At 55.6% G+C, this 17,864-nt stretch carries 16 protein-coding genes and 3 pseudogenes; 11 read left to right on the top strand and 8 right to left on the bottom strand.

Annotated elements, in window-relative coordinates:
• Positions 1–76 precede the first annotated feature (76 nt).
• Both N8E89_RS23730 and N8E89_RS23725 read right to left on the bottom strand, forming a co-directional pair.
• A complete protein-coding gene (locus N8E89_RS23730; RefSeq protein WP_262262274.1) occupies positions 77–349 on the bottom strand; it encodes a hypothetical protein in 273 nt (90 codons plus the stop codon).
• Between the two features lie 3 nt (positions 350–352).
• Positions 353–844: pseudogene (locus N8E89_RS23725) on the bottom strand (molybdopterin cofactor-binding domain-containing protein); the annotation flags it as partial.
• A gap of 44 nt (positions 845–888) precedes the next feature.
• Between N8E89_RS23725 and N8E89_RS23720 the strand changes: the two are divergent.
• From N8E89_RS23720 to N8E89_RS23685, 8 genes and pseudogenes are all read left to right on the top strand, one after another.
• Positions 889–1,098: a hypothetical protein gene (locus N8E89_RS23720; RefSeq protein WP_262262272.1), complete on the top strand. Its 210-nt coding sequence runs from the start codon at positions 889–891 to the stop codon at positions 1,096–1,098.
• Between the two features lie 141 nt (positions 1,099–1,239).
• The gene (locus N8E89_RS23715) at positions 1,240–1,830 is read left to right on the top strand and encodes a dioxygenase family protein (protein WP_262262270.1); all 591 of its coding nucleotides are present in this window, start codon (positions 1,240–1,242) and stop codon (positions 1,828–1,830) included.
• Positions 1,831–2,261: 431 nt separating this feature from the next.
• A pseudogene (locus N8E89_RS23710) lies at positions 2,262–2,868 on the top strand (calcium-binding protein).
• 418 nt (positions 2,869–3,286) lie between these two features.
• Positions 3,287–3,637, top strand: a complete 351-nt coding sequence (locus N8E89_RS23705) for a hypothetical protein (protein WP_262262269.1) — start codon at positions 3,287–3,289, stop codon at positions 3,635–3,637.
• Positions 3,634–3,876 (top strand): hypothetical protein, encoded by a 243-nt coding sequence (locus N8E89_RS23700; RefSeq protein ID WP_262262267.1) that lies wholly within the window; start codon positions 3,634–3,636, stop codon positions 3,874–3,876. The genes N8E89_RS23705 and N8E89_RS23700 overlap by 4 nt, the downstream gene beginning before the upstream one ends.
• 253 nt (positions 3,877–4,129) lie before the next feature.
• Positions 4,130–6,115, top strand: coding sequence for a putative bifunctional diguanylate cyclase/phosphodiesterase (locus N8E89_RS23695; protein WP_262262265.1), 1,986 nt, complete (start codon positions 4,130–4,132; stop codon positions 6,113–6,115).
• 323 nt (positions 6,116–6,438) lie between these two features.
• Positions 6,439–6,873, top strand: coding sequence for a methyltransferase domain-containing protein (locus tag N8E89_RS23690; protein ID WP_262262264.1), 435 nt, complete (start codon positions 6,439–6,441; stop codon positions 6,871–6,873).
• On the top strand, positions 6,855–7,046 hold the full coding sequence (locus N8E89_RS23685; RefSeq protein ID WP_262262263.1) for a hypothetical protein: 192 nt from the start codon (positions 6,855–6,857) through the stop codon (positions 7,044–7,046). The genes N8E89_RS23690 and N8E89_RS23685 overlap by 19 nt, the downstream gene beginning before the upstream one ends.
• 119 nt (positions 7,047–7,165) lie before the next feature.
• Here the strand turns inward: N8E89_RS23685 and N8E89_RS23680 are convergent, their stop codons facing one another.
• The 3 genes from N8E89_RS23680 to N8E89_RS23665 all read right to left on the bottom strand — a co-directional run bounded on the left by N8E89_RS23680 (position 7,166) and on the right by N8E89_RS23665 (position 10,875).
• Complete coding sequence (locus N8E89_RS23680) at positions 7,166–8,290, bottom strand: NAD(P)/FAD-dependent oxidoreductase (RefSeq protein WP_262262262.1); 1,125 nt, start codon at positions 8,288–8,290, stop codon at positions 7,166–7,168.
• An 81-nt stretch (positions 8,291–8,371) separates the two neighbouring features.
• Positions 8,372–9,928, bottom strand: a complete 1,557-nt coding sequence (locus N8E89_RS29115) for an amino acid ABC transporter permease/ATP-binding protein (protein ID WP_315975701.1) — start codon at positions 9,926–9,928, stop codon at positions 8,372–8,374.
• Between the two features lie 104 nt (positions 9,929–10,032).
• The gene (locus N8E89_RS23665; RefSeq protein WP_410010404.1) at positions 10,033–10,875 is read right to left on the bottom strand and encodes an ABC transporter substrate-binding protein; all 843 of its coding nucleotides are present in this window, start codon (positions 10,873–10,875) and stop codon (positions 10,033–10,035) included.
• A gap of 201 nt (positions 10,876–11,076) precedes the next feature.
• Here N8E89_RS23665 and N8E89_RS23660 point away from each other — a divergent pair, with 201 nt between their 5' ends.
• Positions 11,077–12,156 (top strand): LacI family DNA-binding transcriptional regulator, encoded by a 1,080-nt coding sequence (locus tag N8E89_RS23660; RefSeq protein ID WP_262262261.1) that lies wholly within the window; start codon positions 11,077–11,079, stop codon positions 12,154–12,156.
• Between the two features lie 53 nt (positions 12,157–12,209).
• Here the strand turns inward: N8E89_RS23660 and N8E89_RS23655 are convergent, their stop codons facing one another.
• A complete protein-coding gene (locus tag N8E89_RS23655) occupies positions 12,210–13,073 on the bottom strand; it encodes an alpha/beta fold hydrolase (protein ID WP_262262259.1) in 864 nt (287 codons plus the stop codon).
• 810 nt (positions 13,074–13,883) lie between these two features.
• The gene (locus N8E89_RS23650) at positions 13,884–14,048 is read right to left on the bottom strand and encodes a hypothetical protein (protein WP_262262257.1); all 165 of its coding nucleotides are present in this window, start codon (positions 14,046–14,048) and stop codon (positions 13,884–13,886) included.
• An 810-nt stretch (positions 14,049–14,858) separates the two neighbouring features.
• On the opposite strand from N8E89_RS23650, the pseudogene N8E89_RS23645 reads away from it, so the two are divergent.
• A pseudogene (locus tag N8E89_RS23645) lies at positions 14,859–16,321 on the top strand (DUF1254 domain-containing protein).
• A gap of 146 nt (positions 16,322–16,467) precedes the next feature.
• Positions 16,468–16,668: a hypothetical protein gene (locus tag N8E89_RS23640; protein WP_262262255.1), complete on the top strand. Its 201-nt coding sequence runs from the start codon at positions 16,468–16,470 to the stop codon at positions 16,666–16,668.
• A 392-nt stretch (positions 16,669–17,060) separates the two neighbouring features.
• Here the strand turns inward: N8E89_RS23640 and N8E89_RS23635 are convergent, their stop codons facing one another.
• Complete coding sequence (locus N8E89_RS23635) at positions 17,061–17,795, bottom strand: DUF1236 domain-containing protein (RefSeq protein ID WP_262262253.1); 735 nt, start codon at positions 17,793–17,795, stop codon at positions 17,061–17,063.
• Positions 17,796–17,864: the final 69 nt, after the last annotated feature.

Raw genomic sequence — 17,864 nt, 5'->3', positions numbered from 1 at the left:
CGCACAGGCCCCCTATTATACAGGAAGTCACATCAAGTTCATGTCGAAACCAACGTCATCTCGGCTTGGGATTGATTCATATCTGTGGACGTCGTTCGGGTTCATGCATTGCGGGGTATAGGATGGCGCAAAGCGCATGGTCCGGCTGCTCCAACGAGGCCTGTCTTACCGCAAGGGGTAAAACTGATTTGGGTTCTGCCGATAGATCAGACACGCGAAACCCTCCTTCGATCGTCGCAATCAAAACGGCAAGGAGCGCGATGCTGACCAGATACCGTCTCCCAAGATTGTTTGTCTCTTCGATCCGATCGCGGAGGTATTCTGGCTCGTAGTCAATGTTGCGGCGCATGGATCAGCTCCCGTCTGCTAACGACGCGTGCACCGGCAGAGCGGGCAAAATTTTGTCCAATGTGATCGGAAACTCGCAGATACGCGCGCCTGTGGCGTTGAAAATCGCGTTGGCAATGGCTGCACCGGCGCCGCAAACACCCAATTCTCCGATGCCCTTGCTGCCAAGCACATTGGCGTTGGGATCAGCTTCCCCCAGGAATATGACGTTCAAGTCAGGCACATCGGCGCTCACGGGGACATGATACTCGGCAAGGTCGTGATTGAGGAAGTGACCGTGCCGGGCATCGAGAACACTTTCTTCCATGAGCGCGGCATCTATGCCCCAAATCATGCCTCCGATGATTTGGGAGCGTGCAGTCTTGGGATTGAGAATTCGCCCTGCACCTATAACGCTCAACATGCGGCGTATTCGCGTTTCTGCGGTATTCGTATCCACCGCGACCTCGACGAAATGCGCGCCGTAGGAATGCTGGGAATAGTTGCGATAGTTATCACCCGGTCGCGCTGGGCCGTATTGCTGCAACGCGCGACAGCCCAATGAGCGTTTTTGGTGACACGGTCAATGTTGCGAGCCGTCTCGAGCAGATGACGAGAGTGTATTCAACTGACCTGATCGTATCAGATGAACTGGCAAAAACGGTCGCCGCATACGCACCGTCGGAAGTCGGCCCAGAGCGTTTTCAACCATCGATAACGGCAAACATTCGCGAGCGCGTTGGTTTGCTTGCCATTCGTATCGCTGTGTGATCTTCCGGAAGGCCATCCTCATTGCCTTTGTGTGGCAAATGCGGCGTGTGGAACTTGCCACATTGGTGTATTGTCAAACCTGTTTTGACGCACCGCCGCGCCAAAGGAGCCAATGACGATGATAAGTCCGGAATCAGGAAGATGAAACCAACACGTCGATCGGTCCTTGCAGCATTTCTGGCCGTGCCATCGATCAAAGCTGCAGGTATCTTCGATGCCAATGCCCTTAGCGCGCAATCCGATCTCGTTTTGACGCCTGCATGCCAGGATGCGGATGAGCTGACCCTCTCGCAAACAGAAGGGCCATACTACAAGCCGAGTTCCCCCCTCAAACAGGACTTTGCTGCCGACGCACCTGGCGCACAGAGGATAATCCTGGCCGGGTTTGTCCTGGAGACGAATTGCACACCCATCAACAAGGCACTTGTCGAGCTTTGGCACGCGGATGAGCATGGCTCGTACGACCGTGATGGCTACAAGTTGCGCGGTCATCAATTCACCGACGCGCGCGGCCGTTGGTGGTTTTCGACGATCATTCCATCGCTCTATCCGGGACGCACGCGCCATTATCACGTCAAGGTTCAAAAGCCTGGCGGAGACGTTTTGACAACGCAGCTGTATTTTCCCGGTGAGCCCATGAACCAACGCGATCGCATATTTGATAAGCATCTCCTGCTTCGCATGAGCGACACCGCTGATGAAAAATTCGCTCGCTTCGATTTCGTTGTATGACTCCTTTTTCCCCGTCGCATGCCGCGGCTTTGTTCGCAACGGCCTCTGCGCCTGCACGAGGGCGGGATATACTCGCGTGCAGAATTGCAACCTTCCATCCCTCTGAAATCGCTGACTTTCCGGTAATCGTGGATATATTATGGCACTGTCATCGCCAACGACCGCAACAGCACAAATATTACTTCAAATTATGAAACAAATTGTTTGAACAATTGCTTTAAGTTGCCAAATAAAACTTTCTGGAATTACAATTATATATTAAATGTTAGCCACCATAATACACGATTTAATATATTGTTATTATAGGATGCCACATTTATATTATTAACTCATAGTGCTTGCGATTTGCTGCACGCGCAAACGTTAAAGCATCGCTCGTCGGAATGTTCCGGCAGTTTGTAAACTCACACACACACAAGAAGGAGCAGCAGATGGCTACTCTAGAAGGCGGCGCCTACGACGACGTTTTGTTTGGCTCGCGTTTTGACGATTTCATCCACGCCCAGGGTGGCGACGATGTCGTGTTTGGCGGCAAAGGAGCCGACTCAATATTTGGAGATGACGGCAACGACCTGTTGTCGGGCGAAAAAGGCAGTGATGCGCTTTTCGGCGGCAATGGAGCCGACATTCTCTATGGTGAACAGGGGGGCGGATCAACTTGCCGGCGACGCCGGCGATGATGTGCTTCTTGGTGGTGCCGGCAAGGACACCCTTTCGGGTGGTGCCGGTGAGGACACGCTTCTTGGTGGCGCCGGTAACGATACCCTCTCGGGCGGCGCGGGTGAGGATGTGTTTGTGTTCAATGGTGGTGGCGGCAGCGATGTCGTGCTTGATTTTACTCCTGGTGAGGACATCCTCCAAATCTCCAGTGGTATCAATGGGCAGGATATTCAGTCGCCTGACGACCTTGCCGGCCGCGTTACCCAGGTCGGCAATGATACGGTCGTCGACCTTGGTCACGGCGATTCCGTGACGCTTGTGAACACAAGCTCAGACGATGTCCAGGCCCACCCGGACAATTACTTTACCGTCCATTAATTCAAAAAGACCGTGTGCCCGGCCATCGTGCCGGGCACATTTTTTCATCGCTACCATGGTGTATGCGCAAGATCTGATCGCGCTGATGCAGGATTTGATATGTCCTGATCCAACGCTGGCAGGTCGCCAGGTTTTTGCCAGCCAGCATCCCGCCGCAAGAGCATGTGTTGAAGCGTCCGCAATGCGATGCCCTGTGGTGGCACACCGTTGCGAGGCGTCCTTGCTGCAAACACCAATCTGTCAAAGCGCTGATTGACGCTTGCCGCAATGGATTTGGCTTGCGAGCAAAAGTAACCCAACACCCATCGCCGAAGGTCATCAATTGTGGCTGGTGCTGACGCGATGACCCGTTTGGCAAGAAGGGTCTTGCCGGGAGCATGGAAACAGAGGACACTTAAATGGCACCCTTGGAGTTCACATGTCCGATTCACCAGACCCCGCCGCGTATTGGGAGGCACTCAACAATTTTGTCCGCCACTATCACATTGGACCGGATGAGCGCGGCCTATACCACTTTGATGCCGATATATCGTTTCGCAGCTTAAGGGACGTGGACCAACGCACGAGGGTCTATATTAGCCTTGATCATAATGCCGTTTCGCCTTTGCGTTTTGCCGAGCACGGCGAACTCAATCCAGTCCATGTTCACACGGAATTTCGACCCGGGAACAATGTGGTGACATTCGACAATCAGGAATTGCAAATCACGGGCACCTCACCAAAGCTTGGCCGGTTTACTGTGCGCATAACCCCACTGGAAACGCCATGACATTCATCCCGGCGCCCACACTCAGTGACGACGATCAGGGCCGATTTGAAGAGTGTCAGAAGGCGATCGAGGATGGTTTGTTGGAATTGCTCGGCACAGCCAGCGATGCGGGCTGGCGAAATTCCGAGATTATCGCGGCGATGATTGCGGTGGCCGAGAACACACAATTGGCACACGATCACGTCGTTGGGCCTTCGATCGCCCCATATTTGAAAAAGCTCATGAAGAGGCGCGATTAAGTCGTTTATTGCCGGTTGTGACCTTTTGCTTGCGCATAAAGGCAATGCGTCACGTGCTCTCGCCGGCACGGCCCCGTGTCATTGCCGACTGCTCCCGTCCGTCAGCAAAGGAGCCGACCATCCACCGGTCCATCCGTCCTCGTTAACCTTGCCGTCCAAAACACCAAGGTGCATTTTGAGAGGACCACAAAAGTTACCAATAATTTTCCTTAAGGAGGCTAAGCTCGTTTCGGCAAATAATGCGGTCCAATGAATGATGAGCCACGATCAAAAACCGACGACGACGATGGCGCTGCAACATCTGATCCTTGCCGACCAGCTCATGGCCGTGCGTCGGAGCATGTTCATTTCCATTCCCGTGAGCATTATTCTTGGCCTCATCAGTTTGCTTGTCGCCATTCATTACGGGTTGGGACTTGCGGGGCTGTTGTGGTTTTTCACATCAAGCCTCGTCAACGCAGCACGAATGGTTCTTTGTCGGGCTCCCATAAGGCTGATCAATCCCGATGACGGCGTTGAACCAAAGAATTTGGATCCGGCATCTGTCAGACACCATCTCTTTTTGCAATCGGCGATGGCGGCAGTATCGGGTGTCGTTTGGTCCTTCATCGCAGTTTTGTGCGAGGGCTACACTGCTCTGCAAACGGTTTTCTACCTCACGGTCCTGTGCGGGATTACAGCCGGCGCAATCACGGCGGGGTTTGCTTATGCGCTCATGCCGATTTTTTATATTGTCCCCGTGCTTTCGTCCGTTGCAGGGTGCCTTGTCTACGCGGGAGGGTTTGAACGCTACTGCCTGGCCGCAACGATCGTGCTTTACCTTGTTGCCCTGATCCGGGGAGCAAGAGAAAGTGAGATTCTATTCCGGCAATTCAGAAGGCTCAAGAATGAGGCCACCGCTATGGCAGAATCCCTGAAGACTGCCAAGGATCAGGCCACACAAGCGGCGGCCGAAATGGGGCATCGCGCTGCTCATGACGCGCTGACAGGACTTTTCAATCGCGGTGGCTTGATGCACGCGGTTGCTTCTTTGCCATCGCCTGGCACGGGGCTGACGCTCATGCTGCTTGATCTGGACGGTTTCAAATTGATCAATGACGCTTTCGGTCACAAGGCCGGCGATAAGGTCCTTGTTGAAGTCGGCAGACGCCTGCGTCAAAACCTTCCAGGCGATGTCCTCGTGGCGCGTTGGGGCGGAGATGAGTTTGCTGTTGTGTTCGACTGCGCACTTGGCGGGGAAGCAATTTCAACTGCGGCAACGGCGTTGATCGCGGTGATGTCTATCCCGTTTGCCACCTTCGATGCCGGCCGTATTGGTGTCAGCATCGGCGTTTGTGCGTCCGAAGAACGCGACATCGACGAGTTATTGGTGCGTGCGGACGCTGCTCTTTATCGGGCCAAATCACAGGGTCGCAATCAGTTCTACGTCTTCGACGCCGACTTGTGCAGTCACCTCGAGATGCGGCGCGACATTGAGCGGGATCTCGTAAAAGCGCTGCGCAACAATTCCGTGGAGGTCTGGTTTCAGCCTATTTTGGGTGACGCAGGACGCAAGCTTACCGACTTGGAGGCGCTTGTACGCTGGAACCACCCCAGACACGGCTGGATCCCCTCAACCGATTTGATGGCGGTTTCATCGTTATGCGGGCTTGCAGAGCCGCTATTTCGATACATTCTGAAGGATGTATGCGCCATGATGCAAACGTTGCAGGCAATGAACCTCAGTCATTTGAGAGTGGCGATGAACATGTCTCCGCGCGAAATGGCGCAAATTGCCGTGGATGATTTGATCATCGCAAACCTGCGTCGACTCCAGTTGCCGGCTGCCATGCTCGAGATTGAGATCACCGAGGAAACGGCCAAGGATATCCGATCGGTGCAAAGCAAACTGACAGCCTTGACCCATGAGGGGGTGCGCATTGCAATTGACGATTTTGGTGTTGGCTATTCATCCATGTCGTCGCTTCGGCAGTTGCATGTCGATCGGATCAAAATCGATCGCTCTTTCGTTTATGGCATTGCCGGTTCGGCGGACGATCGCAACGTGGTGCAATCAATCCTGAGCCTCGGCATGTCCCTGGGAATAGAGGTCGTCGCAGAGGGTGTCGAGACAAAAGCGGATCTGCAAACGTTGCGACAACTCGGCTGTGTGAGCATGCAGGGGTATTATTTTGCGAGGCCGATGCCGCAGCATGAAACAGTAGACTGGATCAAGCGATGCCGATCGCTTGTGCAATAAAATTCCCCGAGGTCCCTCTGCCACTAAGGACGGGCCGGTCGTCAAACATCGTTCGGGAGCATCGGTTTGATTGCGTCCCATTCGATGTCGCCGGCGGTTTCCTACCGCAGGATTTTGCTGCCCCATTTTGGCAGCTTGGACCACGGCCGTCGCTGGCATTTATCAACTGCGAACCAGCATGGCCAGGACAGCCGCGAACCGGCCACGCGGTGGATCTGCCGGAATCGACCAAAATGATCGTGTCCGTAAATATCGCAATCACCCTGGCGTGTCCTGATTTCGCCTGGCGTGTAATGCTTTCACCCATGGTTGGAGGAATGCTGATGGCTGAACCAGAACGCTGGCAGGTCTCAACGGACGCCGCCGAAGTATACGAGTCCTGCTTCGTACCGGCGATCTTTGGTGCTTGGGCAGGCCCGGTTGCTGACGCCGCCGCAATCACCACGGGTAACAAAGTTCTCGATGTTGGCTGCGGGACAGGCGTGCTCGCGCGCGAGGCTCTCAGGCGGGTTGGACAAAAAGGTCAAGTCGTTGGCCTTGATCTCAATGAGGGAATGCTCGCGGTCGCGGCGCGCGCTGAGCCCAAGATACGATGGCGACAGGGCGATGCGGCATCCCTTCCCTTTGACGATGCGAGTTTTGACGTCGTGGTCAGCCAATTCGCGCTCATGTATTTTCCGGACCGCGTGGCATCGCTGAGCCAGATGTGGCGCACTCTTGCGCCAGGCGGGCGCCTTGCGTGCGGTTCGCGTCGGTAAAGGAATTCATTCGCATAGAGGTAAAAGGCTCGCCTCTGGCTGACATGCTCAGCGACGATGATATGGAAAGTCTTGCCAGACACTCCGAACGTGCACTTGCAGAGTTTGTCGTGCCGTCAGGCGAAATTATCATGCCGCTTGACGCGTACATCGTAACCGCCAGCAAAGGCTAGATCGCTGAACACAGCTGTGTGCGCACAGCGCGTTCAGCCCTCGCGCAATATCCCGCTTGAACCGGGAATGCGCCCCGAGCACACGTTCGCCAACACCTTCTGATTGATGATCCCGCGCCCTAGCCAAAACGCTCGGGACGAAACGCCGCCAGGAGCGGATGTGGTCGCTTGGTCGCAATTTCACCTGCCAGCAGCTCACCAGCGATCAGGCCCAGCGCCGCACCGCTATGACTGAATGCGATGTAATAACCTGCAATATTCCTGAGCTGGCCAAAGACAGGCTCGCCATCTCCTGGTATCGGCTTGGGTCCGGTGCCATAGCTTTCAAGCTCCAGTTTGGGATGACCCTCAAGCACACGCGACGCTTCATCGAGAAGGCCTTGCACCGTTGTGTCCTTCACCGCGTAACTGCCGTCCGGACGCGCGATCACTTCCTCTTCTGACCAGGCAGAATCGAGTGCGAGTGCCCCTGTGGGCGTTGGCCTGATCGCAACACGCGGGGTATTGAGCACGGCCCGCAGGGTAACGTCGACGGGGCGGGTGCGAACAAGCAGCGCGATGGGTGTGGCATCTGGAATGTGCTGTCCCTTTGCGCCAGTCATTGCCGGGACATCTGCTCCCGTGGCCACCAGGACAGCGTCAGCATCGAACTTACCGCCGCTCGTCGTGACAACACCGGTGGCGCGCGCGCCGACGATCGTGACCGCAGCGCGTCCGGCGTCGGTCACAAGCTGCCCACCGCGCTCCAGGAATTCACCGAGCAAAACGTTGATCAAGGACGGCAGATCAACCCAGCCTTCGCCTGGGTTAAAGATAGCCCCTTGTGGTGTCACTGATCGCGGGTCGACCCCCGGGGTTACGGCTGCGACATCAGCGGCCGACAGGAATTGTGCATCGTAGCCAATGCTCTGTTCGTAGGCGAAAACCTCAGCAATCTCATTGTTATCGTCATTTGCATCCCATGTGAGCCCGCCGTCGAAGCGCAGCCACGAAGCGTTGGGGTACCTGGCCGCCAGCGTGCGATAGCGATCTATGCCGACCATGCGCAGGCGGTGATAGTCAGCTGACCGTTTGCGTGAAGAATTAAGCCATGCAAGCGAGCGTCCGGATGCGCCATTTCCAACAGGTCCATCGTTAATGAGGATGGTTGGAACGCCGAGGCGTTGAAGGTGAACAGCGGCGGATACCCCGAAGATGCCGGCGCCCACGACGATGACTTTGCTAGCCACAGAAGATGATGTCATGCGTGTTTTTCTCTCATTTTGGCGGTGGGATGTTGATTGCGGGGGCAGGCGCTGTTCGCAACAAAGCGCCCGCAAGGTTTGTCAAAGCACCTCGGCGAGAAAGCGTTTTAACCGTGGGCTCTGCGGCGCGTCGAAGATCGCCGTCGGTGTGCCGACCTCAACAACGCGTCCCTCATCCATGAAGACGACCTGATCGGCAACTTTTCGGGCGAAACCCATTTCATGGGTGACAATGACCATGGTCATACCACGCTGGCCAAGATCTGCCATGAGATCGAGAACGCCCTTCACGAGTTCGGGATCGAGCGCGCTCGTGACCTCATCGAACAAAATGACCTCAGGATCCATCGCAAGTGCGCGGGCTATTGCCACGCGTTGCTGCTGGCCACCGGAGAGGCGTGCGGGTCGATGATGCGTACGGGCAGCCAGCCCGACATCAGCAAGGCGATCCTCGGCGACACGTTCTGCTTCGCGTTTGGCCATTCCCTTGATCTTGGTGAGAGCCAGCATGACGTTTTCAAGCGCTGTATGGTCTGGAAACAAGTTGAAATGCTGAAACACCATGCCGACGCGTCTGCGCAGTTTTTCCGGCTTCATCGTTAGAATGCTCTCGCCGTCAAGCAGGAGATCACCTGCTTTTGGCTCGACAAGCCGATTGAGGCACTTGAGCAAGGTTGACTTTCCCGAGCCAGACGGCCCGATGACACATGTAACCGTGCCGGCATTGACATTCAGACTGACACCCTTGAGCACATCAAGGTCGCCGTAGGCCATGTCGAGATCACTGATAGCGAGACTGCCGCCCTTGAAACGCAAGCTGCCGGCGGCAATCCCCTTTTGCAACGACGGTTTGGCGTCGATGGCTGGGACACGATGGACTGCACTTTCCAGTTCACTCACTTCGACAAGGCCGCTGGTGACGGTGGCGCCCTTGTGCTTGCCGGTTCTCAGACTATTGTCGATGTAATTGACCAGATGTGTCAGCGGGACGGTAATGATCAGATAGAAGACCCCCGCCAGAAGCAGTGGTGACAAATTGCCCGTCACAACTGCCTGGTCTTGCCCGACGCGGAAGATCTCACGTTCTGAGGCGAGCAATCCGAGGAAATAGACCAGGCTGGAGTCCTTGACGTTGCCGATGAACTGGTTGACGAGCGCTGGCAACACGCGCCGTATGCCCTGTGGTATCACGATCAGCCGCATGCCCTGCCCATAGCTCATACTCAGCGCGCGGCAGGCCTCCATCTGCCCACGTTCGACACTTTGTATGCCGGCGCGAAAAATCTCTCCGATATAGGCGCCCGCGATCAGGCTAAGGGCGAGAATGCCGAGCGGAAAAGGTGAAGGGCCGAAGAAATCCCGGCCGATGCGGGCGAAACCCTGACCAATGAGAAGGATCGTGACAATGGCCGGGAGGCCTCGAAAAATATCGGTGTAGACGCGGGCCGGAATTCGCAGCCAGCGCGATTGCGAAATGCCCATGACCGCCAATATCATGCCGATGACTACCCCAAGGACAGTCGATGCGGCCGCAAGGATCAAGGTATTCTTCAGTCCGACGGTGATCATATTTGGCAGCACCGCCGCCATCGCGTCCCAGTCCAGGAAGCTGCGACGCAGGTTTTCAAGCCAGTTCATTGCATTCCCCTTGATGTTTCACGCGCACGGGATGCTTAGTGCCGCAGCCAGTCATGAGCGCTCGTCCTGGCCGCCCGTCCGATGACCGGCGGCCGAGGCAATGACTACTTCTTGGGAAGATACTGATCCGGCATGGGCGAGCCGGGAAACCATTTTTCGTACAAGGTTTTCCAGGTACCGTCTTCCATTGCTGCATGCAAAGCGGTGTTCAGCGCCTCACGGAAGGCATCATTGCCCTTGCGGATGACAAACCCTGCCGGGGCGTCGAAAGAGGGTATGTTGACCGCAATCTTCAAATCCGGATAGCGTTCGCCATATTGCTTGGCAGCCTCGTAATCGAGGAAATGTGCATCAACAGTTCCGTTGTTCAGCGCCGAAACGGCAGAGTTGTTGTCGGGGAACCTGACCAGATCTGTCACTTTGAAGTTCTTGTCGGCATAAATCTCCTGCAGTGTACCTTGCACAACACCCAGACGCTTGCCTTTCAGACCATCTGCCGAAGTCATTGCCTTGTCGGCTGTCAGGACCGAGAGATAGCCGGCAAGATAGCCATCGGAAAAGTCGACCGTCTTTTTGCGCGCTTCCGTTGTACCTATTGCAGCGACCGCTGCGTCGAAACGCTGATTTGCAACTGACGGCATGAGGGCTGAGAACTCTTGCCCCGTGAAAATGACCTGATCCTTCTTAAATCCGAGACGGCTTGCAACATTGAGGAAGAATTCGATATCAAACCCGGTAAATTCACCTTCGGCCGTCGTGAAGGTATAAGGCTTTGCATCACCCATCGTGCCAACGCTGATCACCTTGGGATCGATAAGGCCATAAGGATTGTCTCCAGCAGCCGAAGCACCAGAGACCATATAAAATCCGGCAATAGCAAACAGGAGCGCGATGGCCCCCGCCCGGATCGATGGCATTGATGACTTGGAAATTCCAGTCGCACGCATTGCTCTGTCTCCTCTGAAAATCTGTTCCATGAAGGCTGTGGCAAACTTATTCCTGGGCGGTGGGCGGATGATGCCGTCAAAGAAGTGTTCGCCTTGATACTTGTTTAAGAGACCGGTCTCTTTTATAATGAGACCGGTCTCAATAGCAATTTGTATATTCACATTGACGTTCAGTCAACAACTCTTGTAGTCGTTCAACACATGAACAATTCAACACCAATGATCCGCTCAGTGACCGTGGCTGATGTCGCCCGCGAGGCAAGGGTCTCGAAGGCGACGGCCGCACGCGTACTCGGCGGCTACGGCGTGGTCAGTGACAAGGTGCGCGAAGATGTTCTGGCAGCCGCCAAAGCGCTCGATTACCGTCCGAACGAACTTGCAAGAAGCATGACCACCGGCAAATCGGGTATTATCGGCGTGGTTGTCGGTGACATAGAGAACTCATTTTTCAGCTTTGCCGTGCGCGGCATCAGCGACACAGCGCGTGCTGCCGGCTTCAATGTCATTCTCACCAACTCCGGTGAGCAGATCGAAGCGGAAAAAGCAGCTGTGCGGGTGTTGATTGGCAAGCGCGTGGACGGGTTGATCGTTACGCCATCGGAATCGCGCGACGTTTCGCACCTGCGTGATATTCACCGTTCGGGCAGACCACTGGCTCTGCTGGACCGGGCGTTGCCGGATCTCGATGTCGATACGGTGACGGTCGATGATCGCAATGCCGCCATGCGGGCAACGAAGATTTTGACGGATATTGGGCACCGCAGTATTGCTTACGTTACGGCGGTGGATTTCGCCGGGCACGCATATCGCGGCCTTGAACAGATTTATACGTCATCCGTGCGCGAGCGTATCGAAGGCTTTCTCGCTGTGTGCCGGGAGGCGGGCATAGTGACGCCTGAACGGCTTGTCCGCTTCGGCGCCACGAGACCGGAGGCGACGCGAGCTATCACCGACACACTCTTGTCGGCACCTGACCGGCCAACGGCAATTCTCGCATCCGACAGTTTGATAGCAATTGAGATCTTCAAGGTCATTCGCCAACGAGGACTGCGCGTCCCAGAAGATATATCGCTGATAACTTTCCACGATGCGGACTGGACAAGTGTAACAAGCCCGCCGATCACCGTGGTTGACCAACCGGCCTATCTGTTAGGCAAGGCCGTGACTGAACTCCTGATCCGGCGGCTGAAGGGAGAAGTTCGACCTTCGCAAAGAGTTGTTATTCCAACGTCAATCATCGAGCGCGGGTCGGTTGGGGCCCCCTCAAGGCAGAAGCCTTGACAAGGCGGAGCGAGCCGACACCGTTCACAACACGTTTCGCCCCGCAAAAGCCCTCATTCAAACATCCCTTTCGGCGTCTCGTTTTTCAAAAAAGGTTCGATGGACGAATACAGAAGATCGGGTTGGGTAATCACTGCGGTGTGCGACGTCGCCGGCAAGACGGCAAAGCGTGAGGCCGGTAGCGGCTTGCCCATATCACCCATGACGCCGCCGCCGAGCAACCGGAACATTGCCACTGAATGTTCCAGTGTCGCCACATCCGCGTCCCCGCTGATGATCAGCACTGGGGCCTTGAGGGCCCTAACATCCGCTTCCCACGCCATGGGCTCATGTTCGAGCGCGATCAGCTTCTTGACGAGGGCGGGAAACCCGTTGGGGTCGGCGGCGAGCTTGCGATACTCCTGTGCAAAGGGCATGCCGACAAACATCTCGACCGACATCTGCGGGATAAAGGCCTTGAACTCCGGCTGCCAGCCATCAGCATCGTAAGCGACGGAGGCAGCAATCAACCTGTTTACTTTTTCCGGGTGGCGAATGGCCAGTTGCAGGCCTGCCGCCGCCCCCATGGAGTAACCGAAGACGTCGGCTTTTTTCAGATCAACGGCGTTCATGAAAGCGGCAACGTCATCGGCAAGGTTGGGGTAGGTGATCGGCCGGTCTATGTCGGTGGTGCGGCCGTGGCCCTGCAGCTCAAGCGCATAGACCTTGTGGCTCCTGGCAAGCCTGGGGATAATCGCACCCATGGAGGGAATGTTCATGTAGGCGCCGTGCAGCACGATGAGCGGATCGCCCTCGCCTGAAACCTCGTAATACATCTGCATGCCATTGATCTCAACCCGGTTGCCCGCTGGTTCGGGTTCGGCGACCGCAGGCCCGGCCACAAGCATTGCCGCGGCAATCAGAACGGTTCGCAACATCGATACACCTCCTCGTAATCTTGCGCGGCCCATGCCGGCGCCGATTAAAAGACGAACGGCGTTTCGACAATCCGACATGACTCGAACCAATTTTTTCAGCCGATACCGCATTGGGCGCGTCGCGATTTAAGCCCTGTCCCATTGGCTGGGGGTCACGAGCCTGTCGATCCCCAAGAGATTGCATTAACAGGACTGGCAATAGGCGTTTCCTTGGCAATCTTGACGCGACCCTCTTCTTAAGGGATTTTCCACAAGGCAATTGTGCATGGTTGTCTGCACAATATTCACCTCACAATTGAGCATTCTTTGACTGAACTTGCGGCCCGGCGCAGTCGAAAGAGCAAAAACATCTGGCGCTTCTCGACGATGTCATTGATCGTTATATCAGGGAATCGACTAAAGATTTCGGCAAGACCAAAAAGCAGGTTTTCGCCGCTGTCAGAACTTACGACATAGCAAAGTTACCGTGCGAACAGATCGACAGCGCCGCCATTGTCGAGTTCGCACGGCTGCTCTTGAAGGATCGTCTTCCCCGGACAGTCGGAAACTACATTTCGCATCTGGCGTCGGTTTTTTTGCCATCGCACGCTCGGCATGAAATTACCCGCTCAGCCAATAGGCAATGAAGGACGCGCAGGCGGTCCCGAACCGACTGGGTGTCACGAGCAAGAGCCAGGCACGGTCCCGCCGCCCTACCGGCAGACAGGCGACAAGTACGCGAATTGGAAGTGGTTGAACAAGATCGCGCCGATCGTAGAGGAAGCGATCGATTAAAATGGTGAAAAGTTCGGTGCGGTCGAGATGCGCTGATCAGGGCCTCTGATCGAAGTGGAAGGTAAGCTCCAGAGGGTTGACGATCTTATAGAGATCGGGATTGTCTTTGATGATCCGGTAAGGTGCGCATCGTTTCAAGTCTTGCGTGATGACCTGTTCGAGCTTCGCTCCCATCAGTCCATGATTTGGATTGTTTACCACCGGCCCGCTCGCCAATGATCCATCTCGATTGAACGTCAAAGTAACTGTGATAGGGGAAATCTGCCCCTCTTGCTGCCTCCCCTTTGGCCGGGTCCAGCAGGACTCAATCTTGCTCTTCAGCGCATCTAGAATGCTAATGGGACGATGGGTGGTCATACATCCACTCAAGATTAAAGCAATGATCGTGACAGCGGCCAACCTCTGCGTTGTTTGATACAAAATCCGCAAGACAAATCCCCCAATTCTCGTGTGAAGGCTCGTAGCCGATTTTTCATTCGAGGATAAGCACCGTCTCATTGATCGCTGAGGCCAAAGGTTTTTACGGCATGGACGAGACCGAGTACGCGAGGATCATGACTCCGCCGAACCGGTGCAAACGGCCCCGCTTGGCTGGTCAATAGACAGCATGAGTTAATTCCGTCAAAATAGCGATTGGAGGGTCCCGCTCCTGTTTGCATCACGGTTATAGCGCTTTTGGCCCATCCATCGTCGGGAAATGGAGGACTGTTGCTCGGGTTGTTACCGAGCGGCTTTCTAATTCCGGCTTTGGCGCTTACTCGAGTGTTGTCTGCAATTACAGTGTTCCAACACCGGTAGCACCTTCGATGCGTTTCTTTGCCTGAATGGCGTTTCTTAGCGCCCTTGTAACCGTAACGTACTTCTTTCGCCCTATCACAAATCTGTAATCTTGCAGTCGCCTAGTTCTTGGCAATTTTTCATTAGCATTGTGGCATTCGAGGCAGGTGATTGCAACAAGCTGATTGCGAATTGGAGGACAGGCCCAGTTTAGAACAGCAACGGGAGAACAACATGAACAGGACGGCGACTGCACTCTTCTTGAGTCTTCTTTTTGGCCCAACATTAACGCAAGGGGCGATAGCTCAGAGCTCACCGCCCGCGATCACCGAGGAGGAGGCGCATGCGATAGGTGTGGACGCCTACGTGTATTTCTATCCCTTGCTGTCGATGGACATCACCCGAAGGCAACTGACAAATGTCGAGGCCAAGTCGGGGGCCATTGGTGGTCCGGCCAATCAGTTCAACAACATCCGCGAGTTCCCGCCGGCTGATATGAAGACGGTGGTACGTCCGAATTTCGACACGCTGTACTCGAGCGGCTGGCTCGATCTGACGAAGGAGCCGGTGGTAGTTTCGGCTCCTGGCACCGGCGCACGCTATTATCTTCTGCCCATGCTCGACATTGGACGGACGTGTTTGCCTCCCCGGGCTGGCGAACCACTGGTACCGGGACCGGTCACTTCCTCATCGCACCGCCGAACTGGCGGCCTGATCTGCGTGTGAAGTTTGATGAGTTCAAGCTGCCGGAAGGGACCCAGAGGATCGACGCACCGACACCCTATGTCTGGATCATCGGGCGAACAAAAACGGACGGACCGCCGGACTATGAAGCCGTTCACAAGGTTCAGGACGGCTACAAGATCACGCTGCTCTCGGAATGGGGCAAGGATTCTAAGCCGGCCGAAGTGAAGATCGACACGTCGATTGACATGAAAACGCCACCGAAGGTTCAGGTCGATACCATGCCCGCAGACCGCTACTTCACCTATGCCGCTGAGCTGTTGAAGGTGATCCCGCCGCATAGCACTGACGAGCCGATCCTGGCACGGATGAAGCGGATCGGCATCGAACCGGGCAAGAGCTTTGACCTGTCCAAGGCGGATCCGGCTGTCCAGAAGGCACTCGCGACCGTACCGCAGGAGGCACAGGCGCTTATGCTCTGGAAGCTTAAAACGCTTGCTCGGGTCGCCAACGGTTGGTCGATGAACACCGACACGATGGGAGTGTATGGAAACTACTACCTGAAACGCGCCATCATTGCGCAGCAGGGTCTCGGTGCCAACCTGCCCGAAGACGCCATCTATCCGCTCAATCTTGCCGACGAAACCGGCCAGCCGCTCGATGGCAAGAACAATTACACAATTCACTTCGACAAGGCCGAAATTCCCCCCGCCCACGCCTTCTGGTCGGTGACGCTGTATGACGACAAGGGATTCCAGGTCGGCAACTCAATCAACCGATTTGCGGTCAGCAGCTGGATGCCGTTCGTGTACAACGCTGACGGTTCGCTCGATCTCTACTTCCAGCACGAGAGCCCTGGCAAGGATAAGGAATGGAACTGGCTGCCGGCTCCCGAAGGGCCGTACAACTTGACAATGCGACTCTACGCACCCAAGGCCGATGCTCTGACAGGGAAGTGGAATCCGCCACCGGTCTCGAAGGCCAGCGCAGTATCTTCACTCACGGCTCAGTGATCTGTGCCGGAGGTTTGGCGAGCCGACCTCACTATTCGTTAACCATGAGCGAGCATTGTAACATTGCTGACGCCCAATGCTCAGTGGCGGCCCGATCTGAAATTGTGTTGAGTAAAAAGGTCGGGTCGTCAGTTTGGAGTAGCGCAATGGATCAAACGAACCGACAGCAGATTGAGGTGATTTGCGATAGGCTCTCTGATCTTCGCACAATGGCAAGCGGGGAAGGCAAGGGGCTGCTGGTCCATCTGATCGCCGAGGCACTCGAAGAAGCCGAAAAAGTACGAATTTCGGCCATCAGCCCTGAAAGCTCGCGATGCGGCGCAACAGATTCCAAGACAGGCCGATAAATCGGCCTTTTAGTTCAACCACAATCACACGTGCCCACGCCCCTCGGTCTCCTTGCTCGACAGGATCAAAGCGATATTCTTCGATCCGCATTTCGAGCAGAAGAGCAAAGGAACGAGGTCTTTGTGCATGCTGCCATGATCTCGGCCCAGCTTAGCGGCGAGCGCCTCAAGATCCAGTCGCGCGCAATGGCGGCATTTCAAAGCGCTGCAGGACGCCCGTAGTGCGTATCCATTGTCGATCAATCCGCCGATGGTAGTGAGACTCAATAGGCCGCTCACATCGCGGCGATCATCTGCGAGATTGCCGCGCTGCCGATCGATTCATCCTGCTCGGCTTCGGCGGCCCGTTCGGGATCATTTTTGACATTACCGCCGGATGGCTGACCACGCTGCTAGACGATGATGAGCACGATTTCTAATGAGTCAGGATCGACAATGATAATTCTGCCGTCGGCCAGCAAGAAATAGCGATAGCCTTCATATCTGGGAACGATCTTGACGATGCGTGGCGACAGCGGCTGCAACTCGACGGTCTGTGGAATTCTCGTTCCCACATTCACCTCAAAATTCACTTCGCCAACCGGCGCGGCCTTCGTTTCGGTTATGATCTGCTTGATTTCTGTCTGCTGCTCAGTCGTTACCTTGACGCTACCTGTCGTTTCGGTCGAAGGCTGGACTTGAGTCTTGCTCGTATCATCACTCGGCGCGGCCTTGGCTGTATCCTCTGTTGTGGTCGTGCCAGTTTGCTCCTGCGATTCCTGCTTGGTTGCACCATCCTGTTGGCCCGTGCCCTGCTCCGCCGGGGCTTGCGCCTGGCCGTCCGCCTGCTGGTTTTTCTTTATTTGAGTGCCCGCCTGACCTTCGGCCTGTGACTTTGCTGCACCACCCTGATCATCCGTCAGGGACTTGGTTGCCGCGCCCTGTTCCGGAGTGCCCTTTTCGGGCATGTGGGTTTGATCTTCGGTCTGCTGGGCTGGTTTCTTTTTCAACATTTCGTTTTGAGCAAGTGCTCCGGGTGCAACGCCCAGCGCAAAGACGAGCGCAGTTTTCAAAACAATGTTCTTCATGGGGATCATCTCCTCAGATTGTGAGCTCTTAATCTCTCGAAGAGCGGCGACACTCTCCAACTTACCGGTGGCGCGACCTGGGGATCGGAACTACCTCACGCTCTCCGGCAAATAGCCCGCTAGCCACGA

It is taken from the genome of Phyllobacterium sp. A18/5-2 (assembly GCF_025452215.1).
GTDB classification, from domain to species: domain Bacteria; phylum Pseudomonadota; class Alphaproteobacteria; order Rhizobiales; family Rhizobiaceae; genus Phyllobacterium; species Phyllobacterium sophorae.
Note: the sequence above shows the minus strand (reverse complement) of the source record. Positions and strands in the feature narration are given on the sequence as shown.